The sequence below is a fragment of the Klebsiella sp. 54 genome, assembly GCF_018223875.1.
In the GTDB taxonomy this organism is placed as follows: domain Bacteria; phylum Pseudomonadota; class Gammaproteobacteria; order Enterobacterales; family Enterobacteriaceae; genus Klebsiella; species Klebsiella quasipneumoniae.
On record NZ_JAGRRA010000002.1, the window covers coordinates 1,463,972 to 1,490,316 of the forward strand.

Here is a 26,345-nt window from a genome sequence, read left to right on the forward strand (position 1 = left end):
AGCCTAAGCACGCTATTTTTTGACTCAAGGCCGCAATGAACTATAAGAAAGTACTTAAGACCGCACGCTGGCTGGCGCCGCTGATTGCTGACGATACGCCCGCCGCGCTGCGCGGTTTGCCAATGATCTATGCCATCCCGGGAGGAACTGGTGCACCCGATAATTAAGGTCATGCTGGTGGGCGGTAAGGCGGATGGACTGCTGGTCAGCGTCGCCGACGATGCGACCGAGGTCTCGGTGACGCCTGCGCAATACGGTGCGCCGTCCGGGCAACCGCTCAGCTATCGTATCGTAAGTCAAACCATTGACGATGAACGCTATTTCTTTGGCGTCTTTAGTGACGCCCATCAGGATAGCGATAAGCTGACGCGGGTGGCGCTGACCCGCGGAATGAAAAAAATGTTCTGTTGAACCCGGGCGGAGTGAGGGGATGCGATAGTATCCATGCCGCGGCTTTGCTACTGTGGCAGCCTTCTCTCTCCGGGCCAGGACGCATCATGATTCAGTACATCCATATACAAAACTTTCGCTCAGTCAGGGATATCGAACTGGAGCTGGGGCCATTGAACATTGTCTTCGGTCCTAACGGCTGCGGCAAATCCAATATTTACAACGCCATCCATCTGTTGACCGCGGCTGCCGACGGCAGGCTGTCGGGGTTTATCAGCGCAGAGGGCGGCCTGGAAAATATGATGTGGTCCGGAGATCGTTCCCCCCTCGATCGCCATCCCCGCCGGCTGCAAATCGCCTGTCGGACGGAGAGCTTTGATTATGAACTGCAGGTAGGTTTCCCGGAAAAATTACCCTATCCGACGCAGTTCATGCTCGATCCCATCGTCAAAGAAGAGCACATCTGGCTGGCAGGCTACTCCCGTCGGCCTTCCTCCCGCGTACTGCAGCGCAAGAATCAGGCGGCGTTCCTCGTCGATGTCACCGGGGAGAAAAGCACCTTCACCGAGAGTATTTATGAAAACGAGTCGGTGTTCGGTCAGCTTGGCGAGCCGCACCGTTTTCCCGAAGTGTCGCGGGTGCGGGAGACCCTGCGCCGCTGGCGGTTTTACCATGAGTTCGCCATTGGTCGCCACTCGCCGCTGCGCCAGCCGGCCGTGGGGTATCGTTCGCCGGTGCTCGACAGCGATGGCCATAATCTGGCCGCCGCCTTTCAGACCATTGTCGAGATTGGCGCGGAGGAGATGTTGCACGAGATCCTCGCCGACGCCTTTCCCGGCTGCCAGTTTTACTGTGAAAACGAGCACTCGCGTTTCGCCCTGAAAATGCGCCGGGAGGGGATCCGCAGGCCGCTGCTGGCGGCGGAGATGTCCGATGGCACGCTGCGCTTTCTCTGTCTCGCCGTCGCGCTGCTCAGCCCGCGCCCGCCGGCGTTTCTGGCGATCAATGAGCCGGAGAACAGCCTGCATCGCGACATGCTCCCGGCGCTGGCCCGACTGATAATCGAGGCCTCCCGCTACAGCCAGATCTGGCTGACCAGCCACTCGGCTGAACTGGCGGAGCTTATCGCCGCCGGGGCGCCCTGTCAGCGCTATGCGCTGGAGAATAGCGGCGGAGAAACGCGCATTGTGGCGTAAACCCCGTCATCCCTGACGGGAGCGCCGGGATCAGGCGGGGGTCTGCGTCTCCGCTGCTGGCAGCAGGCTTTTGCCGCCGCGTAAGGTGATGAACGAGAGCAGGGTGAAGCTCAGGGTGATGCAGCCGAGGATCAGATAGGCCTGATGGAAGCCGACGGTGTCATACATCCGGCCCACCCAGGCGGAAAGGACCACCCCGGACAGCTGTTTCGACAGGTTAAAACCGATCAGGAACAGGGTGGCCGAGAGCCGCGGGTTAAAGGCGGAGGAGATATATTTAAAGGTCCCGACCAGCAGGAAGGGGATCTCAAACATATGCAGCATCTTGAGGATCACCACCTCTACCGCCGATGAGGCGAACGACGATCCGAGAATGCGCACTGACATGATCATCCCGGCGGTCAGCAGGGCGTTTTTGGCGCCGATGCGGTTAACGATGGCCGGGGCGCAGAACATAATTAGCGCGTTGAGCAGCTCGCCGCCGGTGGTGACGAAGCCAAACACTTCGGTACCGCGCTGCGGACTGGCGAAAAAGCTTTTGAAAAAGTTGGCGAACTGCTGATCAAACACGTCGTAGACGCTGGCGACTCCCACCACATAGACGATAAAGCCCCAGAAACGCGGCATACGTAACAGCTCGGCCGCGGTGCGCAGCGAAAAGGCCTGGCGATTGGCTCCCAGCGCCTCAATAACCTGGGCGCTGTTGCTGCTTTCCGGGCGCGACAGCCAGAGCAGAAGACCTAGCACCAGCGCAAAGCCGGAGGCGATCCAGAAGGTAATATTGGGGTCGATGCCGAACAGCACGCCGGTTATCGAGGCGCACAGCGCCCAGCCGACGCAGCCAGCGACCCGCACTTTGCCATATTCAAAGCGGTTTGCCCGGCTGACGCGCTCGATATAGGCTTCCACCGCCCCGGAGCCGCTGGAGAAAACAATCCCCAGGTAGATCCCGCCCACCAGCGAACCGGCGATAATATTCATCTGCAACAGCGGGGAGAAAACGAAAATAAAGAACGGCGCGAACAGAATTAACAGTACCGTGATGGTCCACAGCAGATGTTTGCGCAGGCCAAGCTTATCCGACATCAGACCAAATACCGGCTGAAAAATAATTGCGAACAGCGAGATGGAGGAGAAGACGATCCCGGTTTCCGTTTTGGTTAAATGGTTAACGTCCGCCAGCCACACCGGAAAAAAAGGAAAATAGGCCGACATAATGAAATAGTAAAAGAAAAAGAACAGCAGGAAATAGACAAAATTATGCCGTTCTCGCGGCGCCAGTTCAGAGAATTTCATCACCATGATCCCTTGTTATTCTGTTTGTAGGGTGGGGGCTGCCGCCCCCACGGATTAAAGGCAACGCAATGAGACCTCGTACTGCCAGCGCGTTTGGGTCAGGAGCCACTGCGGCAGCACGCTTGGGGTCCAGGAGTCATCGCCGCCCACTCCCATATGCAGGCCGTCGAGGGTGATCCACACCCCGTCTTCAGCCTGGATCTTGTGCCAGTGGTCGGTCTCCATCAGCTGACGGGTGCTCCATGGCTGAACGGAGAAGTGGAAATGACCGCTGACGTGCCAGCGTCCCCAATCCAGCGCCTGGGTATCACAGCGCAGGCCGTTTTCCGTCGGGAAGATGTAGGGCGTGCTCATCGCCGCCAGCGGCTGCTCCCAGCGGGCGAAGCAGGCGCTGCTCCGCCGGTCGGGGTAGTTCTCATGCGGTCCCAGCCCCAGCCAGCTCACCGGCGCCTGCTGTTCCGCCACCTGGAAATGCAGTCCGACCCGCGGCAGCGGCGGCAGCGTTTCCGCGCGCTCGCCGTCCACCGTCAGCCGTACCGTTCCGTCCGCAGTAAAGCGCATGCGCCAGTGGCTGACAATCACCACCTCGTCGCCGCGCAGGTAGTGCCAGCGGCTGTCGACAAGGGTCTCATTGGCCAGGCGCTGGGCATCGCACTGCACGCAGCATGCCTCAAGGTCGAACAGGCCGGCGCTTTTCCAGCGCTCCACCCAGGCGTTGGGATCGATGCGCTCCACTTCGCTGACCCCGATGTCATTGTCGAGCGGCGCGCGGATAAACTGATCCTGCAGGGGGGTCAGCAGCTGCTCCTGACCGGCAAGCGACCAGCCACTCAGCAAACCGGTCCGCCGATCGACAGTCCAGCACTGCGTGCCGGCGCGGATCTGCCAGGCCTCCTCGCTGACGACCAGATCCGGGGCGCCGGCAGGCACCGTGGGCGCCGGCAGCGCCAGCGGGGCGGGCAGGGGAAACTGCTGCCAGGCGACGCGATGGTCCGCCGGGGACCAGTCGGTCGCCCGGGGCTGGACCACCTCCAGCGTCAGCCACACCGCGCGGGCGCCTGGCGGTAGAATCAGGTCATCAAGCAGCGTTATCTCGTCACTGCCCTCCGGGGGAAGCGCCAGCGTCAGGTTGCCGTGATACAGGGTTTCACCGGCCGCCTGCACCTGCCAGCGCAGCGCTTCGTTATCGCTCTGGCGGAACAGGTATTCGCTGGCGATGCGCACGCGCAGCGGCGAGGTCGACAGCAGGGCGAACTGGAAATACTGCTGGGCGTGCTTCGCCTCGATCAGCGACGGATGCGGCGTGCGATCGGGGAACACCAGGCCGTTCATACAGAACTGGCGATCGTTCGGCTTATCGCCAAAGTCGCCGCCGTAGGCCCAGCCGACGCTGCCGTCGTCAAAGGTTTTGCAGATCGCCTGGTCGGCCCAGTCCCAGATAAACCCGCCCTGCAGCCGCGGATACTCGCGGAAGGCCTGCCAGTAATCGGCGAAGTTGCCGAGACTGTTGCCCATCGCATGGGCGTACTCGCAGAGGATCAGCGGCCGCTGCTCGCCGGGCAGGCTGATCCATTTTTTGATCCCCCACTTCGGTACCGCCGGGATCGGCTGGTCGCGTTCGACGCGGGCGTACATCGGACAGATAATATCGGTAGCGGTGGTATCCGCGCCGCCGCCCTCGTACTGCACCGGACGGCTCGGGTCGTTGCGCTTCAGCCAGTGGTACAGCGCTTCATGGTTGCCGCCGCCGCCAGATTCGTTACCCAGCGACCAGATGATAATGCATGGATGGTTGCGGTTGCTCTGTACCATCCGGGTGACGCGGGCGCTGAAGGCTGGCAGCCACGCCGGATCGTCGGACAGCCGGTTCATCGGCACCATGCCGTGGGTTTCAATATTGGCTTCATCGACCACGTACAGACCGTAGCGGTTGCACAGCTCATACCAGCGCGGCGCGTTGGGATAGTGCGAGCAGCGCACGGCGTTAAAGTTGTTCTGCTTCATCAACAGAATGTCCTGCACCATATCCGCCTCGGTGACCACCTGCCCGCGCAAATGATGATGCTCATGGCGGTTAACGCCGCGGATCAGCAGCGGTTTACCGTTGAGACGCAGCAGGCCATCGGCAATCTCGATGCGGCGAAAACCGATGTCCCACGCTTCGGCCTCCAGCAGTTCGTCGCCGCGCCACAGGGTGACCACGGCGCGATAACAGTTCGGGGTTTCCGCGCTCCAGTGCGCCGGCGTCGCCACCGCCAGGGAGAAATCGACCCGTTCCGCGTAGTGGCCGCGCTCATCCACCGTCGGGGTACCTAACGGCTGCCGCCCGGCGGCGATCTGCTCCTCGCCGCGCCACAGGCTAACCCCGACGCTGAGCCCGGCAAGCGCCGCCTCAGTCGCTTCGACGGTCGCCTGGACCTGCAGAGTGCCGTCGCGATAGAGGGCGTCAAGGGCTGGCGTCAACTGCACGTCGCATAGCCGTTGCTGCGGCTTATTCAGCAGCCATACCGAGCGGAAAATACCGCTCATCCGCCACATATCCTGGTCTTCCAGCCAGCTGCCGGCGCTCCAGCGCATGACCATCACGCACAGGCGGTTGTCGCCCGGACGCAGAAAGGGGCTGAGATCGAACGCCGCCGGCAGGCGACTGTCCTGCGAATAGCCGACCCACACGCCATTGCACCACAGATGAAACGCCGAGTTGACGCCATCGAAAATAATCTGCGTTTGCCCGTTCTCGCGCCATGTGTCCTCAACCGTAAAGTGCAGGGAGTAGCAGCCGGTCGGGTTATCCTCCGGCACCCGCGGTGGGGTGGTGTCGATGGGATAGCGGACGTTGGTGTAGATCGGCGCGTCATAGCCCTCCATCTGCCAGTTGGAAGGCACAGGCGTGCCGCGGCAGTCCGGTAGATCCTGCGTCAACCACTGCGCATCGACGGCAAACGGGCTACGGGCGTAAGAGAACTGCCACTCGCCGTCCAGTTGACGGCGGCGGGATGAAGGTAGGTTATCGCGGGCGGCAAGCTCATCGCGCCAGCTGGCGAAAACGGGATGCGCTGGCAGGCGGTTAAGGTGGGTAATGGTCTGGTTCTGCCAGTCTTCACGGGCGAGGACGGCGTGAAAGTCAGGCGCGTGGCTGCGGCCGGTATCGCTAATTTGCATATTAAACCCCGGAAAGTCAGAAATTGTCGTTCGCTAAACAGGATGATTAACGTTATCGGGTAATTTGTTTTGTCCAGCAATCTCGGGGGAATCGAAATTAACAGACGATCACGAAAGCGAGGGCGAAGCGCTGTTTTTTGTCGCGCGTTAAACATAAAATGTTAGCGCACGACATTGTTATTACTGAGGAGAAAAGATGCCGCGTCGTACCGCAACCCTGGAGGATGTCGCCCGCGCCGCGGGCGTGTCCCAGCAGACGGTCTCCCGGGTGCTGAACCGTCCTGAGGTGGTGTCAGCCCGCACCCGTGAGCAGGTGATCCGCGCGATGCAGGCGCTGCACTATGTGCCTAACCGCTCGGCGCAGCTGCTCGCCGGCAAAGCAGCGCCCTCCATCGGGCTGATTACCGCCTCGCTGACGCTGCACGCCCCCTCACAGATCGCCGCCGCGATAAAGAGCCATGCCAGCCTGCATCAGCTGGAAGTGGCGATAGCGATGCCGGCGCAGGCCGATTTTGTCGCGCTGCAGGCCCGGCTGGACGAGCTGCGCGCCCAGCATATTCGCGGGGTGATCGTCAGTCTGCCGCTGGAGAGCGCCACTGCCGAGCGGCTGGTGCAAGACAATCCGGATATGGCCTGCCTGTTTCTCGATGTCTCCCCGGAGGCCGATGTCTGCTGCGTGCGCTTCGACCACCGCGACGGCTGCGGGGCCTGCGTGCGCCACCTGTGGGAGCTGGGGCATCGCGAATTTGGTCTGCTGGCGGGACCGGAAAGTTCGGTTTCCGCCCGTCTGCGTCTCGCCAGCTGGCGCGAGGCGCTGCACAGTCTGAATATCGCCCGTTCAACCACGGTGTTCGGAGACTGGAGCGCCGCCAGCGGCTGGCAGAAAACCTTTGAACTGCTGCACCTGCAGCCGCGGATCAGCGCCATTGTGGTGGCGAACGATCAGATGGCGCTCGGGGTACTCAGCGCGCTGGCCCAGCTCAATCGCAGCGGCAGCCAGGCGGTATCGGTGACCGGCTATGACGACACCGCCGACAGTCTCTACTTTCAGCCGCCGCTTACCACGGTGGCGCAGGACTTCGATCTGTTGGGCAAAAGGGCGGTGGAGCGGCTGATTGCCCTGATGGCGGCCCCGCAGCTGCGGATCCGCGAGCTGCTGCCGACCCGGCTCATCGTGCGCCAGTCGGCCTGGCCTGTCGCCGCCGCGGAGGACCGGCAGCAGACCCTGGCGCAGCTGAAAGCGTTGGTGGAGAAGCTCTAGCCGCAGGCCGTTGAGGATTTATTGAGGTTGACCATGCTAACCTCGGGATCAAACGTAGAGAGGTCAGGATCCTCTGCCTGCGAAAAATGCAAAATACAATCTATCCATGCAAGCATTGATTTACCGCCAGTCACATGGCGGTTTTTTTTTGCCTTCCTCCGTTTCCCGCTTTGTTCCGTTCGTTTTTTCGCCTGGCATCCCCTGCGGCGGCATGCTACATCTGTCTTTCGGGATAGATGCCGAACACAACGGGAGTCAAGGTCATGATGGTGATTGAGGGGAAAGAGGCGATTGGGCGGGTAGACTGGCGGCGGGTGAGGACCATCGTCGCCGAGGCCGGGCTGAATGAACGTGATGTTCAGCAGCTGGAGCAGGCGTTTCTCCATAGCACCTTCTGCTGGTTTGGCTATGAGCACGGTCAGCTGATTGCCGTGGCGCGGGCCATCAGCGACTGCACCTGGAGCAGCTATTTGTCGGATGTGGCGATCGTCCCCGACCGCCAGGGGCAGGGTTACGGACAACAGCTAATGCTGGCCATCCGGGAGCAGCTGCTGCCCTTTGGCAAAATATTTATCTATGCGGTGGCCGATAAAATTACGTTTTATCAGCGCTTTGGCTTTGCCATGTTGACTACCGGCATGGTCTGCGCCAGCGAGGAAGGCATGCAGAAAATGCAGGAGCAGGGCTATATCCGTCAGCTCTGAAAGCTGACGCTTAGAAACGCCTGGCTTAAACGTGTAAACCAGGCGCAGGCTGTCAGAGGGGGCGTTCGAGCACGAAAAGATACGCTTCCCGCGACCAGAACAAGGCGGTACGGCGTCGCTCCACCGACATGGTTTTTACCTCCCAGCCTTCGCGGGTATAGCTACTGAGAAACTGGCTCATTTTGTCAGGGTCGGCTTTGGCTTCGCCAAAAAACAGGCTGCCCAGCAGGCCCTCTTTATAAATTACTACCCGACACTCTTTCTTCATCATCGACCATCCTGGCGACCGGTTTACTGTGGCCGTCTATTGTCCGTGGCTGGGACGATTTTGCAATCGGAGAAGTTGCAAACTGTTTACGGTACTGCAGTGGGCTTAGCGCGAAGCGCTGGCGAAAATGGTGGCGCAGGGTGCCAGCGCTGGCAAAGCCGCAGCGCTCAGCGATCTGGTCGATGCCCATCGTGCTCTCCGACAGGTGCTGACGGGCGCGCAGCAGACGCTCCTCCAGCAGCCAGCGGGCGGGGGTTTTACCAGTGGCCTCTTCAAAGCGGCGCAAAAAGGTGCGCGTCCCCATGCCGGCGCGCTGTGCTAGGGAGGCGACGGTGTGGCTGGCGGCGAGATGCTGGTGCAGATAATCAAACAGCTGGCCAAGGCGCAGACTCTCCCGGCTGCGGGCCACCGGACGCAGGACCTGCTGCGCCTGACCGCCGTCGCGATGGGGAGAGACCACCAGGCGGCGGGCGACCACATTCGCTGCCTCGCTGCCGAAATCCTCGCGCACCAGATGCAGACAGAGGTCGATCCCCGCCGCGCTGCCGGCGGAGGTCATCAGCAAATCATCGCCCACGTACAGGACATCCTCCACCACCTGGATCTGCGGAAAACGGGACTGCAGCGCGGCGGTGTAGCGCCAGTGGGTTGTCGCCTGGCGGCCATTGAGCAACCCGGCGGCGGCGAGAACGAACACCCCGGAACAGATGGAAATAATCCGGCACCCGCGGGCGTGAGCGGCGGCCAGGGCGGCGCACAGCGCCTCGGGGACCGGAGCGTCGATGCCGCGCCAGCCGGGGACCACGATGGTCTGCGCCTGGGCGAGAAGCTCAGGGCCGCCGTCGGTCATCAACCGGACTCCGCCGGTGGCTCTCAGAGGCCCTTCATCGACGGCGGCGACGGCGAACTGGTACCAGCGCTCGCCCATTTCCGGGCGCGGCAGGCCGAAGATCTCCACGGCCACGCCAAACTCAAAGGTGCACAGGCCATCGTAGGCGAGGGCCACCACGCGGTGAGGTGACAGTGTCACCGAAGGAGTTGTCAGGATGTTAGCGTTTTCTGTCATGGTTGCCGGCAGATAAGGGTGATGGGCGTCAGTAAAGTAGTGTTATCACAGACAAGGAGAAGACGCCATGAGTGTAGTAACCCAATTTACCCCCGCCACCTCCGCCGAGGCTATCCGCTGGTTCCGCCATAAGCTGCATCTCGAGACCGACTGCGCCGATGTGCACAGCGCCCAGCGTGCCGGCGAGGTCGACTTTGTCCTGCTGCACGTGGTAGGCAGCGAGGAGGCCTTCGCCAGGCGCCACCTGCCCGGCGCGCTGCATCTCCCGCACAGCCAGATCAGCGCCGAGAGAATGGCGGCCTGGCCGGCGGAGACCCTGTTTGTGGTCTATTGCGCCGGGCCGCACTGCAACGGTGCCGACGTTGCCGCGCTAAAGCTGGCCGAACTGGGGCGGCCGGTGAAAATGATGCTCGGCGGGATCACCGGCTGGGAAGATGAGGGCTATGCGTTTGTCGCCGGTAAATGAATATTTTTCATGCACCATGAAATATTCTCGTTTGCGGCACGTCGGCCTGCATGCCAGTATCTGGACATATAGCCATCCAGAAGTCTAAAAATTCAAATAATGAACTATCACGGTGGGCAACTAACGCGCCCACCGCTAAGGAGACAGCATGCAACGTCAACAGGCCCCGTTCCGCGCAGACATCGTCGGCAGTTTTTTGCGCCCGGACAGCATCAAACAGGCGCGTCAGCAGCTGGCTGAGGGGATTATCGACGCCGCTCAGCTACGCGAGATTGAGAATAACGCGATCCGTCACCTGGTCCAGCAGCAGTGCGACTGCGGCCTGCACGTGGTTACCGACGGCGAGTTTCGTCGCGCATGGTGGCATTTTGATTTCTTCGACGGCCTGCAAGGCGTTGAGCGTTACGATGCCGAGCAGGGGATCCAGTTCAACGGCGTGCAGACCAAAGCGCACGGCGTGCGCGTTACCGGCAAGCTGGCGTTTGGCGACCACCCAATGCTGGAGGATTTCCGCTATCTGAAAAGCATCAGCGGCGACGCGCAGCCGAAGATGACCATTCCCAGCCCGAGCGTGCTCCACTTCCGCGGCGGTCGGAAAGATATTGATGCCACCGTTTACCCGGATCTCAGCGACTACTTCGACGACCTGGCCACCACCTGGCGCGACGCGATCCGTGCGTTTTATGACGCCGGCTGCCGCTATCTGCAGCTGGACGATACCGTCTGGGCCTATCTCTGTTCCGATGCCCAGCGTCAGCAGGTGCGCGAGCGCGGCGACGATCCGGATGCGCTGGCGCGCATTTATGCCCGGGTGCTGAACCAGGCGCTGGAGGGCAAGCCGGCCGATCTGACGGTGGGCCTGCACGTCTGCCGGGGCAACTTCCGCTCAACCTGGATCTCGGAGGGCGGTTACGAGCCGGTGGCCGAGGTGCTGTTTGGCGGCGTCAATGTCGATGCCTTCTTCCTCGAGTATGACAACGACCGCTCCGGGGATTTCGCGCCGCTGCGCTTTATTCGTCCCGGCCATCAGCAGGTGGTCCTCGGGCTTATCACCACCAAAAACGGCGAGCTGGAGAACCCGCAGGGGGTAAAAGCGCGCCTCGCTGAGGCGGCGCAATATGTTCCGCTCGAGCAGATCTGCCTGAGTCCGCAGTGCGGTTTCGCCTCCACGGAAGAGGGTAACGCCCTCAGCGAAGACCAGCAGTGGCAAAAAGTCCGTCTGGTGACCGCCATCGCCGCCGACGTCTGGTAATTGCTTTCTTAGCGCAGCGTTGCACCGTGATGAGGCAACGCTGCCATCTCCTTCGCCTCCGCCCTCCGCCTGCGCCGCATCCCACTGTTCTCACAACCTGGCACCGTTTTTGCCTTATCACCTCTGGTTAGCTGTTAATTCTTTATTTTTGCGCTACTCAGGAGTGAATCATGCAACGTAGAACGTTATTAAAAGCTTTTGCACTCTCCGCCTCTGTTATGGCTATGGGTCTCTCATTCCAGGCCTATGCCGCCGACACTATTAAAGTCGGGATTATGCATTCGCTCTCCGGGACGATGGCGATTTCCGAAACGCCGCTGAAGGACGTCGCCCTGATGGCTATCGACGACATCAACGCCAAAGGCGGGGTGTTGGGCAAGAAGCTGGAGCCGGTGGTGGTCGACCCGGCCTCCAACTGGCCGCTGTTCGCCGAGAAGGCGCGCCAGTTGCTGGCCCAGGACAAGGTGGCGGTGGTGTTTGGCTGCTGGACCTCGGTCTCGCGTAAATCGGTCCTGCCGGTGTTTGAGGAGCTGAACGGCCTGCTGTTCTACCCGGTACAGTACGAAGGGGAAGAGATGTCCCCCAACGTCTTCTATACCGGCGCGGCGCCTAACCAGCAGGCCATCCCGGCGGTGGAATACCTGCTGAGCGAGGACGGCGGCGGCGCCAAACGCTTCTTCCTGCTGGGAACCGACTACGTTTATCCGCGCACCACCAACAAGATCCTTCGCGCCTTCCTGCATGCCAAAGGGATCCAGGACAAAGATATCGAAGAAGTGTACACCCCGTTCGGCTATAGCGATTACCAGACCATCGTCGCCAATATCAAAAAATTCTCCGCCGGCGGCAAAACGGCGGTGGTCTCTACCATCAACGGCGATTCCAACGTGCCGTTCTACAAAGAGCTGGCTAACCAGGGGCTGAAAGCGACCGATGTGCCGGTGGTGGCCTTCTCGGTGGGGGAAGAGGAGCTGCGCGGCATCGATACCAAACCGCTGGTCGGCAACCTCGCGGCATGGAACTACTTTGAGTCGGTCGATAACCCGACCAACAAAGCCTTTGTCGCCGATTATCGCGCTTACGCCAAAGCGCACAAGCTGCCGAATGCCGATACGGTGGTGACCAACGATCCGATGGAAGCGACCTGGGTGGGTCTGCATATGTGGGCGCAGGCGGTGACCAAAGCCGGCACCACCGACGTGGACAAAGTGCGCGACGCTATGGCCGGACAAACCTTCAAAGCGCCGTCCGGTTTCACCCTGACGATGGATGCCACCAACCACCATCTGCATAAGCCGGTGATGATCGGTGAAATTGAAGGCAACGGCCAGTTCAACGTGGTCTGGCAGACCGATGAGCCCGTCCGCGCGCAGCCGTGGAGCCCGTGGATCCCCGGTAATGATAAGAAACCTGACCATCCGGTGAAAACCGTCAGCCAGTAAGCGCCAGGGCCGACGGAGCGGGAACGTCGCGTCCGTCGGCCGCTGACCAGAGGAGAACGACATGAACGCATTGCGTCTCATGAGTGTGTTGACGCTACTGCTGATCCTGCTGCCATGGCGGGCACAGGCCGCGGAGGCGGACGACTTCGTTGCCGCCAGCCGCAGCCAGCAGGCGCAGCTGTTGACCCAGTGGGCGGCAGCGCCGCAGGCGGATCGTCTGCCGCTGCTGCGGGCGTTGACCACCGAGAGCCTGGTGATGGACGACGGAAAACATGCTTTCCGCACCCGACAGGGCGGATTACAGCCATTGGGTGCCGTCGCCGCGCCCCAGGGCGAAACCCGACCGGTGCGTCTGACCAACCGGCTGCGCAATCTGGCTGCCGGCGCGCTGGCCAGCCATCTTATTTTAAGTGACAACGTCACAGAGCGAGCGTCCGCCGCACGAACGCTACAGCGGGAAGCGACCCCGGCCATGGCTGCGCTGCTGCAGCAGCGGCTGAAGGCGGAAAGCGATGATAATGTGCGGGGCCTGCTGGAGGTGGCGCTGGCGCGGCTGCAGTTGACTCAGCCTGAGGCCAGCGCGCGGCTGGCCGCCGTGACGCTGCTCGGCCATTCTGTGGACCCGGAAACCCAGGCGCTCCTGATCCCCTTTACCGATGCCCAGCATGAGCCGGATGCGGCGGTGCGCGAGGCGGCCAGCGACAGCCTGCAAAAGATCAAACATCGTCTGCTGCTCGGCGATCTGCTGGGCCAGGCCTTTATGGGGCTGTCGTTGGGCTCGGTGCTGCTGCTGGCCGCGCTGGGGCTGGCGATCACCTACGGCCTGCTGGGGGTGATTAACATGGCCCACGGCGAGATGCTGATGATTGGCGCCTACAGCTGCTGGCTGGTTCAGCAGGCGCTGGCGCAGCTCGCGCCGCAGTGGCTGGCCTTTTATCCGCTGGTCGCGCTGCCGGTGGCGTTTCTGGTGACCGCCGGGATCGGCATGGCGCTGGAGCGCACCATTATTCGTCATCTGTATGGTCGGCCGCTGGAGACGCTGCTCGCCACCTGGGGGATCAGCCTGATGCTTATCCAGCTGGTGCGCATGCTGTTTGGCGCGCAGAACGTGGAGGTGGCGAACCCCGCCTGGCTCTCCGGCGGCGTGCAGGTCCTGCCGAACCTGATCCTGCCGTGGAACCGGCTGGCGGTGCTGGCGTTCGTCCTGCTGGTGCTGTGCTTTACCTGGCTCATCCTGAACCGCACCCGTCTCGGCATGAACGTCCGCGCCGTGACGCAGAACCGGGCGATGGCCGCCTGCTGCGGCGTACCTACCGGGCGGGTGGATATGCTGGCCTTTGGCCTCGGCTCCGGTATTGCCGGGCTGGGCGGCGTGGCGCTGTCGCAGCTCGGCAACGTCGGGCCCGAGCTGGGTCAGGGCTATATCATCGACTCATTCCTGGTGGTGGTCCTGGGCGGCGTCGGCCAGCTGGCCGGCAGCGTGGCGGCGGCCTTTGGGCTGGGCATTTTCAATAAAATTCTCGAACCGCAAATGGGCGCGGTGTTGGGCAAGATCCTGATTCTGGTGATGATTATTCTGTTTATTCAGAAACGCCCACAGGGTCTGTTCGCGCTGAAAGGGAGGGTGATTGACTGATGAGCCAACCTGTTACCTTAACGCTGGCGCAGCGCGCGCCGCGGCCTCTGCGCTGGCTGGGGATCCTGCTGGTGCTGGGGCTGCTGAGCATGCCATTTCTGGCACTGCTGCCGGCCTCCCATCCGCTGGCGGTGCCGAGCTGGCTGCTGACCCTGAGCGGTAAAATCCTCTGCTACGCCATTGTGGCGGTGGCGCTGGATCTGGTCTGGGGCTACGCGGGTATGCTGTCGCTGGGGCACGGGATTTTCTTTGCCCTCGGCGGGTACGCTATGGGCATGTACCTGATGCGCCAGGCGGCGGGCGACGGTCTGCCGGCGTTTATGTCTTTTCTCTCCTGGAGCGAACTGCCCTGGTTCTGGTGGGGCACGCAGCATTTCGCCTGGGCGATGGCGCTGGTGGTGCTGGTTCCCGGTCTGCTGGCCCTGGTTTTCGGCTGGTTTGCCTTTCGCTCGAAGATCAAAGGGGTCTATTTCTCGATCATGACCCAGGCCCTGACCTATGCCGGTATGCTGCTGTTCTTTCGCAACGAGACCGGGTTTGGCGGCAATAACGGTTTCACCGGTTTTACCACGTTGCTGGGTTTTCCGGTCACCGCCACCGGCACCCGCGCCACCCTGTTTATGGCCACGGTTTTGCTGCTGTTGCTGACCCTGTGGCTGGGCTCGGCGCTGGCGCAGAGTAAGTTTGGCCGGATCCTCACCGCGGTGCGGGATGCCGAGAACCGCCTGATGTTCTGCGGGTACGACCCGCGCGGCTTCAAGCTGCTGGTGTGGACGCTGTCGGCGGTGCTCTGCGGCCTGGCGGGGGCGTTATATGTCCCGCAGGTGGGGATCATCAACCCCAGCGAGATGTCGCCGACCAACTCCATCGAGGCCGCCATCTGGGTGGCGCTCGGCGGGCGCGGCACCCTGATCGGCCCGGTGCTTGGCGCCGGGCTGGTCAACGGCGCGAAGAGCATTTTCACCGTGGCGATGCCGGAGTACTGGCAGCTGTTTCTCGGCCTCATCTTTATCATCGTAACCCTGTTTTTACCCCGCGGGGTGATGGGCCTGCTGCGTCGAGGAGACCGCTAATGCAACCGGATGAAGGACTGTTTACCCGCCAGCTGCCCGGCGATCGCTTTCGTGCGCAAACCGACCCGGTACTGCAGCTGGAGAACATTAACGTTAGCTTTGACGGTTTCCGGGCGCTGACGGACCTGTCGCTGGCGATAGGCGTCGGCGAGCTGCGCTGTGTGATCGGCCCCAACGGCGCGGGCAAGACCACCCTGATGGACGTGATCACCGGCAAAACCCGGCCGCAGAGCGGCAAAGCGATCTATGACCAGTCGGTGGATCTGACCACCCTCGAACCGGTGGCCATCGCCCGCCAGGGCATCGGGCGCAAGTTTCAGAAGCCGACGGTCTTCGAAGCGCTGACGGTGGCGGAAAATCTCGCCCTGGCGATGAAGGGAGATAAATCGGTGTGGGCCAGCCTGCGCGCCCGGCTGAGCAGCGAACAGGACGATCGGCTGAATGAGGTGCTGCGCCTGCTGCGTCTTGACGGCGAACGCTACCGCCAGGCGGGGCTGCTTTCCCATGGCCAGAAACAGTTCCTTGAGATCGGCATGCTGCTGGTGCAGGAGCCGCATCTGCTGCTGCTTGATGAGCCAGCGGCCGGCATGACCGATGCGGAAACCGAATATACAGCGGAGCTGTTTCGCACGCTGGCCGGACAGCACTCCCTGATGGTGGTGGAGCACGACATGGGATTTGTCGAGACTATCGCCGACCGGGTGACGGTCCTGCATCAGGGCCAGGTGCTGGCGGAGGGATCGCTGCGGGAGGTGCAGGCCAATGAGCAGGTCATTGAAGTTTATCTGGGACGTTAAGGAGCGCCAATGTTACAGGTGAGTCAGCTACATCAATACTACGGCGGCAGCCATATTTTGCGTGGGGTGGATTTTTCCGCCCGCCAGGGCGAAGTCACCTGCCTGCTGGGGCGCAACGGCGTCGGCAAGACCACCCTGCTGAAATGTCTGATGGGGCTTATTCCGGCGCGCAGCGGTGAGGTACGCTGGCAGGATCAGAACATCACCCACCGTAAACCGCATCAGCGGGTGCAGGCCGGGGTGGCCTACGTCCCTCAGGGACGCGAGATTTTTCCGCGCCTGACGGTGGAGGAAAACCTGCTGATGGGGCTATCGCGCTTTCCCGCCCGCGAGGCGCAGCAGGTGCCGGAGGAAATTTACCAGCTTTTCCCGGTGCTCAAGACCATGAAGCAGCGGCGGGGCGGTGACTTATCCGGCGGCCAGCAGCAGCAGCTGGCGATCGGCCGGGCGCTGGCCAGCCGTCCGCAGCTGCTGATCCTCGATGAGCCCACCGAGGGGATCCAGCCCTCGGTCATCAAAGAGATTGGCGAGGTGATCCGTCAGCTGGCGAGCCGCGGGGATATGGCCATCCTGCTGGTGGAGCAGTTCTATGACTTTGCCGCCGGGCTGGCGGACCATTATCTGGTGATGTCGCGCGGCGCCATCGTCCAGCAGGGAAAGGGCGGAGATATGGAAACCGACGGCGTACGCGCCCTGGTGACTATCTGAACGGGCCGGCGGCGTTCGCGCCGCCGGTTTCCTTGCTATTTACGCAGCAGCCGCTGCAGGCGCGCCTGGCGCCAGTTTTTGATCCATTCGCCGAACACGAACAGGCGTAATCCTCTCACCGCCAGCAGAGCGCCCCAGATCAGGGCGACCCAGCCGGACCAGGTGTACTGCGGGTTAGTGTACCGGTTGAGCAGCGCCAGCAGCACGCAGACCACCAGCGCCACCGACAGCGAACGAAAAAAGCGGCTCTCCTGCTGCACCCGCGCTTTCGCTTCCTCGATACGCAGATCCAGCGAGGCTTCCGGGCCCGGCGCGCCCTCCCGCGAGGCTTCGCCGCCGATCTCGGCCACCGTCACCTCAAAGACCGCGGCGAGGGCGCTGAGGGTCTCCAGTCCCGGGCGTTCGCCATTCTCAATGCGCTGGATCGTGCGAACGCTGAGCCCCGCCATTTCGGCCAGCTGTTCCTGGGACCAGGCGCGCTGCAGCCGTAATTGTTTGACCTGATTGTTGCTGTTCATATTTGTATGCTCCATGACGTTCTTCGGATGTAAACCTGTGATGGAGTATGGAAAAGCGGGCCGCCAGCCACCACGACAGCGACCCGACAACGACCCGACAGCAACCTGACAGCCGCATTCCAGCTGGCGTCAGGCGTTGGCCAGCGGAGAATCCGGTTGCCAGGGGCGGGCATTGATCCCGCGGAAAATCATCAGCCAGGCGGCGACAATGGCCCCGATAAGAATGACAAAAAGCGACCAGTGCGGCAGATGGGTGAGGATCAACCCCGTCAGCATCGGGTTGAATGCCGCGCCCAGCCATCCCAGCGATTGAGCGGAGAAGTAGCTGGCCTTCATCCCCGGCGGGGCGATATGGTCAATCAGCATATACTCGCCGGGGGCATAAATCACCTCGCCAAGGGTGAAGACCGCCGCCGAGATCCCCCATGCCCACAGGCTGGCGCCGGAGAACATAAAGCCCACGAGGCCGATCACAAAGCAGACGGTGCCGAAGGTCATCAGCGGTCGGATATTTCTGGCGCTCAGTCGCCGGCCAACCGCATACTGCAGAGCGACGACCACCGCGGCGTTAACCGGCAGCACCACGGCCACCACTTTTTCGGCGAAGTCGCTGCTGGCGACCACCAGTACGTACTGCGAGATACAGGAGGCGAAAGCGCCGCCGACGAAGGAGGCCAGCAGCCCTGAACAGGTAAACCACAGCAGCGCGCGGTCGCGCAGCAGCACCGAAGGCGTCCAGACGGCAGCCCCTGGCTGGGCGGCGGCGGCGCCATCTCGCTGCAGAAACAGCTCAATAAACACTAACGGGAAGGCGGCGCAGGCTGCCGCCAGCCAGAATGGCAGATTAATGCTGTGCATCACCAGCAGCGTGCCGATGGGCGGTCCGACGGTCCAGCCGATGTTGAGGATGGTGTAGTTCAGCGAGAAGATGCGCGCTTTTTTCTCCGCCGTCAGCCGGTCGGCGAACCAGGCTTTCAGCACGGTGGAAAAGACCGAGTAGGCGCAGTTGATCAGCGCAAAGAAGATCACCACCAGGATAGCGTTATTGACCAGCGGTATCGCGCTGAAACCAAGGATAAACACCAGCACTGACCACACCATATAGCGCTTTTTGTCGAACTTGTCCGCGAGGATGCCAAAGCCCATGCTAAACAGCACGCCGACCACGAGGGCCAGCGACAGGGCGTAGCCAATCACATCCACCTCCAGCTGATAGCGTCGGGTGAGGTAGATGGTCATAAACGGCAGTGTGGCCCCGCGGCCGATAGTCAACAGTAGCGACGATGCCAGCAGCGCGATGGTGGAGCGCCGGAGTGTGGTGATCATGATTTCCTTGCCTGTCATGTTGTTATAATTTTATGTCTTCGATCACAAATAACACGGCCATCACGCCTTGTACAGGTCGCCCCGGTGGCGATAGGCACTTCCGAACCTGCCAAAAATAATGATCTATCCTGGCGACCGCTTTTTCGCTACTTTGATTTTGTTCACAAAAATTCTAATAACGACAGAGGCAGGGTATGACGAGGAAAGATGGACTGCTGGCGCTGCTGGTAGTGGTGGTGTGGGGGCTTAACTTCGTGGTGATTAAGCTGGGATTGCACAATATGCCGCCGCTGATGCTGGCGGGCCTGCGCTTTATGCTGGTCGCCTTCCCGGCGCTGCTGTTTGTCGCCCGGCCGGCCATTCCGCTGCGCCTGCTGCTGGGCTATGGCCTGACCATTAGCTTTGGCCAGTTTGCCTTTTTGTTCTGCGCTATCGGCCTGGGCATGCCGGCGGGGCTGGCGTCGCTGGTGCTGCAGGCGCAAGCCTTTTTTACCATCATTCTCGGCGCCTTCGTCTTTGGCGAACGCTTACAGGGCAAGCAGCTGGCGGGGATCGCGCTGGCGATCTTCGGCGTGCTGGTGCTGGTGGAGGGGAGCCTCGGCGGGGAGCATGTCCCGCTGGTGGGCTTTATGCTGACCCTGGCGGCGGCGTTCAGCTGGGCCTGCGGCAATATTTTCAACAAAAAAATCATGTCCCAGGCGACCCGCCCGCCGATCATGTCGCTGGTGGTGTGGAGCGCATTGATCCCGGTGCTGCCGTTTATGTTTGCCTCGTGGCTGATCGATGGCCCGCAGCTCATGCTGGCGAGTCTACGTCAGATCGATATGCTGACGGTTCTCTCGCTGCTTTACCTGGCGTTTATCGCCACCATCGTCGGCTATGGTATCTGGGGCTCGCTGCTGGGGCGCTATGAAACCTGGCGGGTGGCGCCGCTGTCGCTGCTGGTGCCGGTAGTGGGCATGGCCAGCGCCGCGCTGCTGCTGGGGGAGACGCTGAGCGGACTGCAGCTCGCCGGGGCGGCGCTGATCATGGCCGGGCTCTATATCAACGTTTTCGGTCTGCGTCTGGTGCGGCCGGGCATGGCGCGCGGGTAAAAAAAAGCCCCGGAGACGGGGCTATACACAAGTATGCGTGTAATGGCATCACAGGTCGTGCTGCTGGTAGTACGGCACGCCTAGTTCGTCAGATTTATCATTGCCGGCCGCCATATGATTGAAATCAAACGGCGAGTCATTATGGTCCGAAGGGAGAATCATTGTGTCACGCTGGTTTTGCCGCACCGGCGTGGTGGTTTGCTCCGCAAAGCTGAAGCTGGATGCCAGCGACAGAAGGACGATAGCTGCGGCAGCGAATAGTTTCATGATTTCCTCAATACGTCTTTGATATTACATGCGATTAACATCAGTTATTTAGCGGATGCAGATAGCGGGATTCGCCAGGTACATTCGTTATGCGATATTTGTGGGGCGGAACATCGAAATAGTTTTTAAACGTTCGCGTCAGGGTCTGCTGCGATTCGAAACCGTAGCGTTCCGCCAGGTACAGGATTGGCTCATTGCTCTGCTTGAGCTTTTGCGCAATCTCCGTCAGCTTACGGCTGCGGATGTACTGGCCGAGGGAATGGCCGGTCTCTTTCTTAAACATACGTTGCAGGTGCCACTTGGAGTAACCTGAGCGCTCAGACACTTTTTCCAGCGACAGGGGCGATTCCAGGTTATCCTCGATCCACGACAAAATACTATGGATAGTGATGGCGTCATTATTACGTCTGGACATCATCTTACCTCTTCTTATTGTTACGGCAGGACCTTCTTGAGGAGTTGCTCAAGCATGGCGACTTCGTCCGCCGACAGATTTTTTGTTAACTCCTGGTGTAACTTCTGACCCACAACCTGATGACACTGCTCGCAAAGGGCTGCGCCGTCTGGCGTCAACTGCACCAGCACACCGCGCTTGTCAGCGGGGTTGGGTAACCGTTCAATCCAGCCTTTACACGCCAGGCGGTCGAGCATACGCGTCATCGCGCCCGGGTCGACGGAAAGCACGGTTTTCAGCTCAACGGGGGTAATACATACCTCGCAACGAATGGAACAGAGCACCCGAAACTGGGTCGCGGTAATATCCATGGGTGAGAGGTAGTCGTTGAGCAGGCGATCTTTTTTCTGGTTAACCATCTGGATCAAGCGGCCCAGCGGAATCATCTCGTTGAACAGGTCGCTGGTATTTTTCATGATGGTTGCCCAGGCAATGATTTAGTTGCGAGTGATACTATTGCCCAGGCAATCATAAGTCAACATTATGAATTAGCCGATGCCACGATTTGCTAAAATAAAAAAATTCGACGCGTGTCACTGTTTGTGAATTTTCTAACGCTTGTTAATTTTTGGCGAAAGTGATTTATCAGCTGGCTGGCGTTGGAATTGTTGAAGCCGGTATACTCACGGACTGAAACCATCTTTAAAAAATGAATATTTACGGGACTTTATTTAACTATGTTCGATTTGTTTAAAGCGATAGGGCTCGGCCTGGCGGTGCTTTTACCGCTGGCGAATCCGCTGACTACCGTGGCGCTGTTCCTCGGCCTGGCGGGCAATATGAACAACGCCGAGCGTAACAAGCAGGCGTTGATGGCCTCGGTGTATGTCTTCGCCATCCTGATGGTGTCATGGTATGCCGGCCAGGTGGTGATGAATACATTCGGCATATCAATACCTGGGCTGCGAATCGCCGGGGGGTTGATTGTGGCCTTTATCGGTTTCCGTATGCTGTTCCCCCAGCAAAAAGCCCACGATTCGATGGAAGCGAAGATCAAATCGGAAGAACTACAGGATGAGCCGACCGCCAATATCGCCTTTGTGCCGCTGGCGATGCCAAGCACCGCCGGTCCGGGCACCATCGCGATGATCATTAGTTCCGCCTCGACCGTTAAACACGGGGTGGACTTCCCGGAGTGGGTGGTGCTGGCGGCGCCGCCGATTATCTTTGCCCTGTTGGCGATCATTCTCTGGGGTTGCCTGCGCAGTTCGGGGGCGATTATGCGTCTGGTAGGCAAAGGCGGCATTGAGGCCATCTCACGACTGATGGGCTTCCTGCTGGTCTGCATGGGCGTGCAATTTATTATTAATGGCGTGCTGGAGATCATTTCGACCTGGCATCCCTGACTGCGGTGATGCGCAGAGAGACAACAGCCCGCCGGAGCGATACCGGCGGGCTTTTTTTGCGGCTGAATTAAGAGTGGTGCGGCTGGTGTTCTTCCAGCGATACCGGCCAGCGGCGGAAGATCAGCAGGGCCCAGATCAGGCCTGCCAGCGCCGGGATAGCGCCGATATAGCCGATGGAGGCCATAGAGAGATGCAGACTCACCTGGCTGCCCACCAGCGCGCCGGCGCCAATGCCGATATTAAAGATGCCCGAGAACAGCGACATGGCGACGTCGGTGGCGTCCGGGGCGGAGGCCAGCACTTTCACCTGCATGCCGAGACCGATAATCATAATCGCCACCCCCCAGAAGATGCTGAGCAGCATCAGGTGGTGCGGGTTATGCGAGGCCGGCAGAAGCAGCAGCAGACAGGCCAGCAGCAGGCCGATGGCGAGGCTTATCAGCCCCGAAGCGTGCTGGTTACCGAGCTTGCCGAACAGAATGCTGCCGATAATCCCGGCCCCGCCGAGGATCAGCAGCAGCACGGTGGCAAAATTGCCGCTCAGACCCGCCACCGTCTGGACGAAGGGTTCGATATAGCTGTAGGCGGTATAATGTGCGGTCACCACCACCACGGTCAGAATGTATACGCTGACCAGCGCCGGGCGACGGAACAGCACCGGCAGGCTCTTCAGCGAGCCTGAGTGTTCGCTCGGCAGAGTCGGCAGCAGTTTCACCAGGCAGACCAGGGTGGCTAACGCGCCCAGGCCGATCGCCAGGAAGGTCATTCGCCAGCCAAAATACTGGCCGATGATGCGGCCGATCGGAATCCCAAACACCATCGCCAGCGCGGTACCGGTGGCGATCAGACTGAGCGCCTGCGCCCGTTTGCCCGGGGGCGCCATGCGGATGGCTAGCGCCGACGTTATCGACCAGAACACCGCATGGGCGAAGGCGATGCCGATGCGGCTGATGACCAGCACGTCAAAATTCCATGCAAAGAACGACAGCACGTGGCTGGCGATAAACAGAATAAACAGGCCGATGAGCAACCGCCGGCGCTCCACTTTGCTGGTCAGCAGCATAAACGGCAGCGACATTAACGCCACCACCCATGCGTAGATGGTCAGCATCATGCCCACCTGGGCAGTTTCCATGCCGAAGCTGTCGGCAATATCCGACAGCAGACCGACCGGGGCGAATTCTGTGGTGTTAAAAATAAACGCGGCGATGGCCAACGTCACGACACGTAGCCACGCTACCTTGCGTGAGACCGTATTCGTAGTCATAAGCTCTGGACTGGTGATTCAGGGGAAGATGTGACGCCGATCATAAAACGTTTGCTGGCGAAAAGACAATCATTATGTGATCTGCCTCTCGTTTCACTGCAAGCAGCCAGGCGCGGTTAAGCAATTAATTTTGCTATGGATAGTGTCAGAGGGGCGCTTTTATGTCATGTTGAAGGAAAGTAAAAAAAGTAAGGACAGTGTATGCAGGAAATTCAATTTTATCTGGTCGATGCTTTCAGCGATAAAAACTTCGGTGGCAATGCCGCGGCCGTCTGCCCCCTCAGCGAGTGGTTAGCCGACGATGTGCTGCTGAAAATGGCCCAACAGCATAATCAGTCCGAAACGGCGTTCTTCGTCCGCACCGACGAAGGCTATGAGCTGCGCTGGTTTACCACGCTGCACGAGATCAACCTCTGCGGTCATGCCACCCTGGCCGCGGCGCACGTTATTTTTGAGTATCTCGACCATCCCTCGGCGACCATCACCTTCAGCACCCGCTTCGTTGGCGACCTGCGAGTCACCCGCAGCGGAGACTGGCTGACGCTCGACTTCCCGGCGTGGACGACCAGCCCGGTGGCCAACCCGCCGGCGGACCTGCTGGCCGGACTAGGCCTCGAGGCGGCCGTCGAGGTACGTGAAGGGCGCGATTATCTGGTGCTGCTGGCGGATCGTCAGCAGGTTGAAGCGGTGCGGCCGGACATGGCGCGCCTGCAGACGCTTGGCAAAATGATCTGCGTCAGCGCGCCGGATGAGGAGTATGACTTTGTCAGCCGCTTCTTCTGCCCGGGTGAAGGGGTGCCGGAGGATCCGGTGACCGGCTCCGCCCATAGCATGCTGATCCCCTGGTGGGGCGAAAAACTGGGGAAAACCACCATGATGGCGCGCCAGGGCTCCGCCCGCGGCGGCGACCTGCGCTGCCAGTGGCAGGGCGACAGGGTGCTGATCGGCGGCCAGGCCACCACCTATCTGCGCGGGACTGTCTATTTGCGTTAATCATCACCGCCGCGTCGTTCCGCTGTCCGGGGACGGCGCGGCGTGCGTCATCAGGCGAGGGAGGCGCCACCGCACATCACCAGCTCCTGTCCGGTCATCGCCGATGCGCCCTCACTCAATAACCAGCTTATCAGCGAGACCACCTCTTGCGGGGTAATGAGCCGCCCCAGCGGCGGCAGCTGTGGCGGGGAGCTTTCCCTGCCGGGCTGACGGAGCATCGGCGTATCGGTTGCCCCGGGCGCCACCACGTTGACCGTCACCCCAGCGGGCGCCAGCTCTGCCGCCCAGCTTCTGGCAAGGGCGACCAGCGCGGCTTTGGTGGCCGTATACTGTGAACGACCCGCTGCGCCACGTGATGTACGGCTTCCCAGCAGAACAATCCGCCCACCCGGCCTCATGGCCGGGGCGAAGTGATTGACCAGCGTCTGGGCCGCGTCGACATGTAAACGCCACAGCGACTCGCCGTGCAGTGGATCCAGATTGCCCAGGGTTGCGGCGGTCATCGAGCCCGCGGCGTGGATGATGGCCTGAGGAGGCTCAATCTGCTCCAGCGCCGCCAGCAGCGCGCTGCGTTGGCTGACGTCGACCGTCAGATGGCGAAAGTTCGGCTGTGAGAAGGGCGGCAGCGAACGGCTCATGCCGACCACCTGCCAGCCGTCCTCCAGCAACTGCCTCACCACCGCGGCGCCGATCCCGGAACTGGCCCCGGTTACAATTGCCTGCTTCATCGCGCCTCCAGCATCGCCGCCGGGATCTTGAATACCGCCTTTCTGACCGGCGCTGGCGTCGAAACCGCACACAGCGCCTGGTGCGGTTCGCCGGGGTAAAAGACCGCGAAGTCGCCGGGACGCAGCAGAATAGAGACACTCTCCGGGGCCGGCTGACAGATATAGAGGTCGGGCTTAATCTCATTATCTTCCGGGCGCATCGCGGGAGCCATGCCCGCCTGGATCCGCTCCTCGCCGGCCAGGATGACCTGAATATCCGCCCACTGGCGATGATATTCCGTATGCCGCTCGGCCGCGGGCTGGGTTTGCACCACGCTGAGGGTGCAGAACCACGGCGCGCCGTCGGGCTGGAACCGGCCATCCTCTCTGGCGCTCAGGGCGGCCAGCGAGCAGACCTCGCTGCTCAAAAGCTGGTTTAACGCCGGCGGCAGGCCAGCCTGCTGCAGCGCCTGCAGATTACCGATAATCATGCGCTTTCTCCTTTCACCCACTGTGGCGAAACGCGAACATACTTGATCGCCTGGCGGTACCAGGTGTAGGCGATATGCAAATTACCGTCTGCTCCCTGTTTGATGCTGGGGTAGGAGAACTCCCGGTTCAGCTTCTGCTCCGAATTATTGGTCATGCAGTAGCCGTCACCCTCGTCAAGATTGCGCAACCACGGCCAGCTTTTGCCGCCATCGGGTGAAATCGCCACCGTCATCGGCGCGCGTGGCGCGCCCCAGAAGGCGCTTTTCCCGGTTGTTTCCGGCTCCTTACGGCCATCGTCATCCGCAATTTCATCGTACAGCGAGGCACGGCGTTCAGTGGCTCCGGCGGCGCTCATATTATTGAACACCAGCACCAGTTCGCCATTGTCGAGAGTTGTCGCCTGAATGGACGAGTTATTGTTCGGCAGCGTCGTGGGCGCCGGCGCAGACCAGCTTTCACCCTGGTCGCTGGAGTGGCTGAACCAGATATGATCCGCCCAGCGACTGCGAAAGAAGGCCGCCAGTCCGCCGTCGGGATGCGGGGTGATGCTCATATGGACGCAGCCAAGGCTCTCCGGGACTGCCACGTCACGCCAGCTTATGCCGCCGTCTGAGGAGATTTTCACCGCGCTGACGTCATTGTTACCCACCCATTTCTCGCCTGGTTCGGTGCGGCAGTAAAACACTGGCAACAGCCAGCTGCCGTCAGGCATGACGCTAATCGGCTGGCGAATAAAGGTACCGGGCTGATCCAACAGGGTGTCGATGGGACCCCAGCTTTGCCCGCCGTCATGTGACTGGCGGTAGCGGACAATGGCGGTATCCTGGTTGCCGGCGTATTGCGCCGTCCATAACAGCCACACTACCTGGTCAGGCGCCTGAAACAGCACCGGATTTTGTTCCGAGCGGTCAGGATCGTCAGAGAGCTTAACCGCTTCGCTCCAGCGATCGCTGTCGGTGGCTAACCGCGATCCCCAGATCGAAATGTCGGCTTTCCCTTCCTGCGAGCCGCCGAACCAGACGCACATCAGGCTGCCATCTTTCAGCTGAAGCAGGTTGGCGGCATGATTTTGCGGGCAGGCGCAGGGGAGCATCGCCCATGCGATATGTTCATCTTGTGGGTGCTGGCGAATGACGCCGTCGAAAGAAGGTATTGTGGTCATGT

The 26,345-nt window shown here is 61.0% G+C and carries 28 protein-coding genes; 15 read left to right on the forward strand and 13 right to left on the reverse strand.

All coding sequences use genetic code 11. The features are described 5' to 3' along the window. The first annotated feature begins 35 nt into the window (after positions 1 to 35). From KHQ24_RS24475 to KHQ24_RS08710, 3 genes are all read left to right on the forward strand, one after another. Positions 36 to 167 (forward strand): hypothetical protein, encoded by a 132-nt coding sequence (locus tag KHQ24_RS24475; protein WP_023318188.1) that lies wholly within the window; start codon positions 36 to 38, stop codon positions 165 to 167. Beyond that, entirely contained in the window at positions 151 to 411 is a 261-nt protein-coding gene (locus tag KHQ24_RS08705; protein ID WP_004205993.1) for a hypothetical protein, read from the forward strand. The genes KHQ24_RS24475 and KHQ24_RS08705 overlap by 17 nt, the downstream gene beginning before the upstream one ends. A gap of 86 nt (positions 412 to 497) precedes the next feature. After that, on the forward strand, positions 498 to 1,586 hold the full coding sequence (locus tag KHQ24_RS08710) for an AAA family ATPase (protein WP_004205990.1): 1,089 nt from the start codon (positions 498 to 500) through the stop codon (positions 1,584 to 1,586). Positions 1,587 to 1,616: 30 nt separating this feature from the next. Here the strand turns inward: KHQ24_RS08710 and KHQ24_RS08715 are convergent, their stop codons facing one another. Together KHQ24_RS08715 and KHQ24_RS08720 are read right to left on the reverse strand one after the other, a co-directional pair. Beyond that, entirely contained in the window at positions 1,617 to 2,882 is a 1,266-nt protein-coding gene (locus tag KHQ24_RS08715) for an MFS transporter (protein ID WP_004205989.1), read from the reverse strand. 54 nt (positions 2,883 to 2,936) lie between these two features. Beyond that, positions 2,937 to 6,044 (reverse strand): beta-galactosidase, encoded by a 3,108-nt coding sequence (locus KHQ24_RS08720; protein WP_208527098.1) that lies wholly within the window; start codon positions 6,042 to 6,044, stop codon positions 2,937 to 2,939. 196 nt (positions 6,045 to 6,240) lie between these two features. Between KHQ24_RS08720 and KHQ24_RS08725 the strand changes: the two genes are divergently transcribed. Both KHQ24_RS08725 and KHQ24_RS08730 read left to right on the forward strand, forming a co-directional pair. Next, positions 6,241 to 7,305 carry a LacI family DNA-binding transcriptional regulator gene (locus KHQ24_RS08725; RefSeq protein ID WP_004183956.1) on the forward strand — a complete coding sequence of 355 codons (1,065 nt, stop codon included), beginning with the start codon at positions 6,241 to 6,243 and terminating at the stop codon, positions 7,303 to 7,305. Positions 7,306 to 7,568: 263 nt separating this feature from the next. Then, positions 7,569 to 8,009, forward strand: a complete 441-nt coding sequence (locus KHQ24_RS08730; RefSeq protein WP_064177856.1) for a GNAT family N-acetyltransferase — start codon at positions 7,569 to 7,571, stop codon at positions 8,007 to 8,009. 52 nt (positions 8,010 to 8,061) lie between these two features. Here the strand turns inward: KHQ24_RS08730 and KHQ24_RS08735 are convergent, their stop codons facing one another. After that, positions 8,062 to 8,277, reverse strand: coding sequence for a DUF4177 domain-containing protein (locus KHQ24_RS08735; RefSeq protein ID WP_004205985.1), 216 nt, complete (start codon positions 8,275 to 8,277; stop codon positions 8,062 to 8,064). Next, a complete protein-coding gene (gene ftrA, locus KHQ24_RS08740) occupies positions 8,246 to 9,343 on the reverse strand; it encodes a transcriptional regulator FtrA (protein ID WP_094309667.1) in 1,098 nt (365 codons plus the stop codon). The genes KHQ24_RS08735 and ftrA overlap by 32 nt, the downstream gene beginning before the upstream one ends. 67 nt (positions 9,344 to 9,410) lie before the next feature. Between ftrA and KHQ24_RS08745 the strand changes: the two genes are divergently transcribed. From KHQ24_RS08745 to urtE, 7 genes are all read left to right on the forward strand, one after another. Beyond that, the gene (locus tag KHQ24_RS08745; RefSeq protein ID WP_017900351.1) at positions 9,411 to 9,809 is read left to right on the forward strand and encodes a rhodanese-like domain-containing protein; all 399 of its coding nucleotides are present in this window, start codon (positions 9,411 to 9,413) and stop codon (positions 9,807 to 9,809) included. A 148-nt stretch (positions 9,810 to 9,957) separates the two neighbouring features. Next, a complete protein-coding gene (locus KHQ24_RS08750) occupies positions 9,958 to 11,061 on the forward strand; it encodes a cobalamin-independent methionine synthase II family protein (RefSeq protein WP_053810405.1) in 1,104 nt (367 codons plus the stop codon). A 170-nt stretch (positions 11,062 to 11,231) separates the two neighbouring features. Beyond that, positions 11,232 to 12,503, forward strand: a complete 1,272-nt coding sequence (urtA, locus tag KHQ24_RS08755) for an urea ABC transporter substrate-binding protein (RefSeq protein WP_004205981.1) — start codon at positions 11,232 to 11,234, stop codon at positions 12,501 to 12,503. 61 nt (positions 12,504 to 12,564) lie between these two features. Further along, entirely contained in the window at positions 12,565 to 14,139 is a 1,575-nt protein-coding gene (gene urtB, locus KHQ24_RS08760; protein ID WP_130943782.1) for an urea ABC transporter permease subunit UrtB, read from the forward strand. Continuing rightward, positions 14,139 to 15,212 carry an urea ABC transporter permease subunit UrtC gene (urtC, locus tag KHQ24_RS08765; protein WP_017900354.1) on the forward strand — a complete coding sequence of 358 codons (1,074 nt, stop codon included), beginning with the start codon at positions 14,139 to 14,141 and terminating at the stop codon, positions 15,210 to 15,212. Before urtB ends, urtC begins: the two co-directional genes overlap by 1 nt. Beyond that, a complete protein-coding gene (urtD, locus tag KHQ24_RS08770) occupies positions 15,212 to 16,009 on the forward strand; it encodes an urea ABC transporter ATP-binding protein UrtD (protein ID WP_004205978.1) in 798 nt (265 codons plus the stop codon). The genes urtC and urtD overlap by 1 nt, the downstream gene beginning before the upstream one ends. 9 nt (positions 16,010 to 16,018) lie before the next feature. After that, positions 16,019 to 16,717, forward strand: coding sequence for an urea ABC transporter ATP-binding subunit UrtE (gene urtE, locus KHQ24_RS08775; RefSeq protein WP_004205977.1), 699 nt, complete (start codon positions 16,019 to 16,021; stop codon positions 16,715 to 16,717). A gap of 35 nt (positions 16,718 to 16,752) precedes the next feature. Here the strand turns inward: urtE and KHQ24_RS08780 are convergent, their stop codons facing one another. Together KHQ24_RS08780 and ydeE are read right to left on the reverse strand one after the other, a co-directional pair. Continuing rightward, positions 16,753 to 17,235 carry a helix-turn-helix domain-containing protein gene (locus tag KHQ24_RS08780; RefSeq protein ID WP_004205976.1) on the reverse strand — a complete coding sequence of 161 codons (483 nt, stop codon included), beginning with the start codon at positions 17,233 to 17,235 and terminating at the stop codon, positions 16,753 to 16,755. 129 nt (positions 17,236 to 17,364) lie between these two features. Further along, on the reverse strand, positions 17,365 to 18,561 hold the full coding sequence (ydeE, locus tag KHQ24_RS08785) for an efflux MFS transporter YdeE (protein WP_122927473.1): 1,197 nt from the start codon (positions 18,559 to 18,561) through the stop codon (positions 17,365 to 17,367). Positions 18,562 to 18,755: 194 nt separating this feature from the next. Between ydeE and eamA the strand changes: the two genes are divergently transcribed. Then, on the forward strand, positions 18,756 to 19,655 hold the full coding sequence (eamA, locus tag KHQ24_RS08790; protein ID WP_064183699.1) for an O-acetylserine/cysteine exporter: 900 nt from the start codon (positions 18,756 to 18,758) through the stop codon (positions 19,653 to 19,655). 48 nt (positions 19,656 to 19,703) lie between these two features. Here eamA and marB read toward each other — a convergent pair whose 3' ends face one another. Genes marB through marR form a run of 3 tightly spaced genes read right to left on the reverse strand, consistent with a single transcriptional unit; the run spans position 19,704 to position 20,792 of the window. Then, positions 19,704 to 19,922, reverse strand: a complete 219-nt coding sequence (gene marB, locus KHQ24_RS08795; protein WP_043519537.1) for a multiple antibiotic resistance protein MarB — start codon at positions 19,920 to 19,922, stop codon at positions 19,704 to 19,706. Between the two features lie 40 nt (positions 19,923 to 19,962). Beyond that, positions 19,963 to 20,337: an MDR efflux pump AcrAB transcriptional activator MarA gene (gene marA / locus KHQ24_RS08800; RefSeq protein ID WP_002904397.1), complete on the reverse strand. Its 375-nt coding sequence runs from the start codon at positions 20,335 to 20,337 to the stop codon at positions 19,963 to 19,965. A gap of 20 nt (positions 20,338 to 20,357) precedes the next feature. After that, positions 20,358 to 20,792 (reverse strand): multiple antibiotic resistance transcriptional regulator MarR, encoded by a 435-nt coding sequence (marR, locus tag KHQ24_RS08805; RefSeq protein ID WP_017900358.1) that lies wholly within the window; start codon positions 20,790 to 20,792, stop codon positions 20,358 to 20,360. A gap of 261 nt (positions 20,793 to 21,053) precedes the next feature. Here marR and KHQ24_RS08810 point away from each other — a divergent pair, with 261 nt between their 5' ends. Beyond that, positions 21,054 to 21,722, forward strand: coding sequence for a MarC family NAAT transporter (locus KHQ24_RS08810; RefSeq protein ID WP_004205969.1), 669 nt, complete (start codon positions 21,054 to 21,056; stop codon positions 21,720 to 21,722). Positions 21,723 to 21,789: 67 nt separating this feature from the next. Here the strand turns inward: KHQ24_RS08810 and KHQ24_RS08815 are convergent, their stop codons facing one another. Next, positions 21,790 to 22,989: a sugar transporter gene (locus KHQ24_RS08815; protein WP_004205967.1), complete on the reverse strand. Its 1,200-nt coding sequence runs from the start codon at positions 22,987 to 22,989 to the stop codon at positions 21,790 to 21,792. Between the two features lie 201 nt (positions 22,990 to 23,190). On the opposite strand from KHQ24_RS08815, the gene KHQ24_RS08820 reads away from it, so the two are divergent. Beyond that, positions 23,191 to 23,982, forward strand: coding sequence for a PhzF family phenazine biosynthesis protein (locus KHQ24_RS08820; RefSeq protein WP_048324138.1), 792 nt, complete (start codon positions 23,191 to 23,193; stop codon positions 23,980 to 23,982). Between the two features lie 50 nt (positions 23,983 to 24,032). On the opposite strand, the gene KHQ24_RS08825 is transcribed toward KHQ24_RS08820, so the two are convergent. Genes KHQ24_RS08825 through KHQ24_RS08835 form a run of 3 tightly spaced genes read right to left on the reverse strand, consistent with a single transcriptional unit; the run spans position 24,033 to position 26,343 of the window. Beyond that, positions 24,033 to 24,710, reverse strand: coding sequence for an SDR family NAD(P)-dependent oxidoreductase (locus tag KHQ24_RS08825; protein WP_057215131.1), 678 nt, complete (start codon positions 24,708 to 24,710; stop codon positions 24,033 to 24,035). Further along, positions 24,707 to 25,180 (reverse strand): YhcH/YjgK/YiaL family protein, encoded by a 474-nt coding sequence (locus tag KHQ24_RS08830; RefSeq protein ID WP_048324142.1) that lies wholly within the window; start codon positions 25,178 to 25,180, stop codon positions 24,707 to 24,709. Before KHQ24_RS08830 ends, KHQ24_RS08825 begins: the two co-directional genes overlap by 4 nt. Next, on the reverse strand, positions 25,177 to 26,343 hold the full coding sequence (locus KHQ24_RS08835; RefSeq protein WP_057215137.1) for a sialidase family protein: 1,167 nt from the start codon (positions 26,341 to 26,343) through the stop codon (positions 25,177 to 25,179). Before KHQ24_RS08835 ends, KHQ24_RS08830 begins: the two co-directional genes overlap by 4 nt. Positions 26,344 to 26,345 lie beyond the last annotated feature (2 nt).

Excerpts from the sequence above, each read along its gene's own strand:
- urtC (WP_017900354.1), top strand. The coding sequence starts at position 14,139 with ATGAGCCAACCTGTTACCTTAACGCTGGCGCAGCGCGCGCCGCGGCCT.
- KHQ24_RS08780 (WP_004205976.1), bottom strand. The coding sequence starts at position 17,235 with ATGAACAGCAACAATCAGGTCAAACAATTACGGCTGCAGCGCGCCTGG.
- ftrA (WP_094309667.1), bottom strand. The coding sequence starts at position 9,343 with ATGACAGAAAACGCTAACATCCTGACAACTCCTTCGGTGACACTGTCA.
- urtB (WP_130943782.1), top strand. The coding sequence starts at position 12,565 with ATGAACGCATTGCGTCTCATGAGTGTGTTGACGCTACTGCTGATCCTG.
- marR (WP_017900358.1), bottom strand. The coding sequence starts at position 20,792 with ATGAAAAATACCAGCGACCTGTTCAACGAGATGATTCCGCTGGGCCGC.
- urtD (WP_004205978.1), top strand. The coding sequence starts at position 15,212 with ATGCAACCGGATGAAGGACTGTTTACCCGCCAGCTGCCCGGCGATCGC.
- KHQ24_RS08735 (WP_004205985.1), bottom strand. The coding sequence starts at position 8,277 with ATGAAGAAAGAGTGTCGGGTAGTAATTTATAAAGAGGGCCTGCTGGGC.
- eamA (WP_064183699.1), top strand. The coding sequence starts at position 18,756 with ATGACGAGGAAAGATGGACTGCTGGCGCTGCTGGTAGTGGTGGTGTGG.
- KHQ24_RS08710 (WP_004205990.1), top strand. The coding sequence starts at position 498 with ATGATTCAGTACATCCATATACAAAACTTTCGCTCAGTCAGGGATATC.
- ydeE (WP_122927473.1), bottom strand. The coding sequence starts at position 18,561 with ATGATCACCACACTCCGGCGCTCCACCATCGCGCTGCTGGCATCGTCG.
- KHQ24_RS08830 (WP_048324142.1), bottom strand. The coding sequence starts at position 25,180 with ATGATTATCGGTAATCTGCAGGCGCTGCAGCAGGCTGGCCTGCCGCCG.
- KHQ24_RS08725 (WP_004183956.1), top strand. The coding sequence starts at position 6,241 with ATGCCGCGTCGTACCGCAACCCTGGAGGATGTCGCCCGCGCCGCGGGC.
- KHQ24_RS08810 (WP_004205969.1), top strand. The coding sequence starts at position 21,054 with ATGTTCGATTTGTTTAAAGCGATAGGGCTCGGCCTGGCGGTGCTTTTA.
- KHQ24_RS08715 (WP_004205989.1), bottom strand. The coding sequence starts at position 2,882 with ATGAAATTCTCTGAACTGGCGCCGCGAGAACGGCATAATTTTGTCTAT.
- marB (WP_043519537.1), bottom strand. The coding sequence starts at position 19,922 with ATGAAACTATTCGCTGCCGCAGCTATCGTCCTTCTGTCGCTGGCATCC.
- urtA (WP_004205981.1), top strand. The coding sequence starts at position 11,232 with ATGCAACGTAGAACGTTATTAAAAGCTTTTGCACTCTCCGCCTCTGTT.
- KHQ24_RS08825 (WP_057215131.1), bottom strand. The coding sequence starts at position 24,710 with ATGAAGCAGGCAATTGTAACCGGGGCCAGTTCCGGGATCGGCGCCGCG.
- KHQ24_RS08720 (WP_208527098.1), bottom strand. The coding sequence starts at position 6,044 with ATGCAAATTAGCGATACCGGCCGCAGCCACGCGCCTGACTTTCACGCC.
- KHQ24_RS08815 (WP_004205967.1), bottom strand. The coding sequence starts at position 22,989 with ATGACTACGAATACGGTCTCACGCAAGGTAGCGTGGCTACGTGTCGTG.
- KHQ24_RS08835 (WP_057215137.1), bottom strand. The coding sequence starts at position 26,343 with ATGACCACAATACCTTCTTTCGACGGCGTCATTCGCCAGCACCCACAA.
- KHQ24_RS08745 (WP_017900351.1), top strand. The coding sequence starts at position 9,411 with ATGAGTGTAGTAACCCAATTTACCCCCGCCACCTCCGCCGAGGCTATC.
- KHQ24_RS08750 (WP_053810405.1), top strand. The coding sequence starts at position 9,958 with ATGCAACGTCAACAGGCCCCGTTCCGCGCAGACATCGTCGGCAGTTTT.
- KHQ24_RS08730 (WP_064177856.1), top strand. The coding sequence starts at position 7,569 with ATGATGGTGATTGAGGGGAAAGAGGCGATTGGGCGGGTAGACTGGCGG.
- urtE (WP_004205977.1), top strand. The coding sequence starts at position 16,019 with ATGTTACAGGTGAGTCAGCTACATCAATACTACGGCGGCAGCCATATT.
- KHQ24_RS08820 (WP_048324138.1), top strand. The coding sequence starts at position 23,191 with ATGCAGGAAATTCAATTTTATCTGGTCGATGCTTTCAGCGATAAAAAC.
- KHQ24_RS24475 (WP_023318188.1), top strand. The coding sequence starts at position 36 with ATGAACTATAAGAAAGTACTTAAGACCGCACGCTGGCTGGCGCCGCTG.
- marA (WP_002904397.1), bottom strand. The coding sequence starts at position 20,337 with ATGTCCAGACGTAATAATGACGCCATCACTATCCATAGTATTTTGTCG.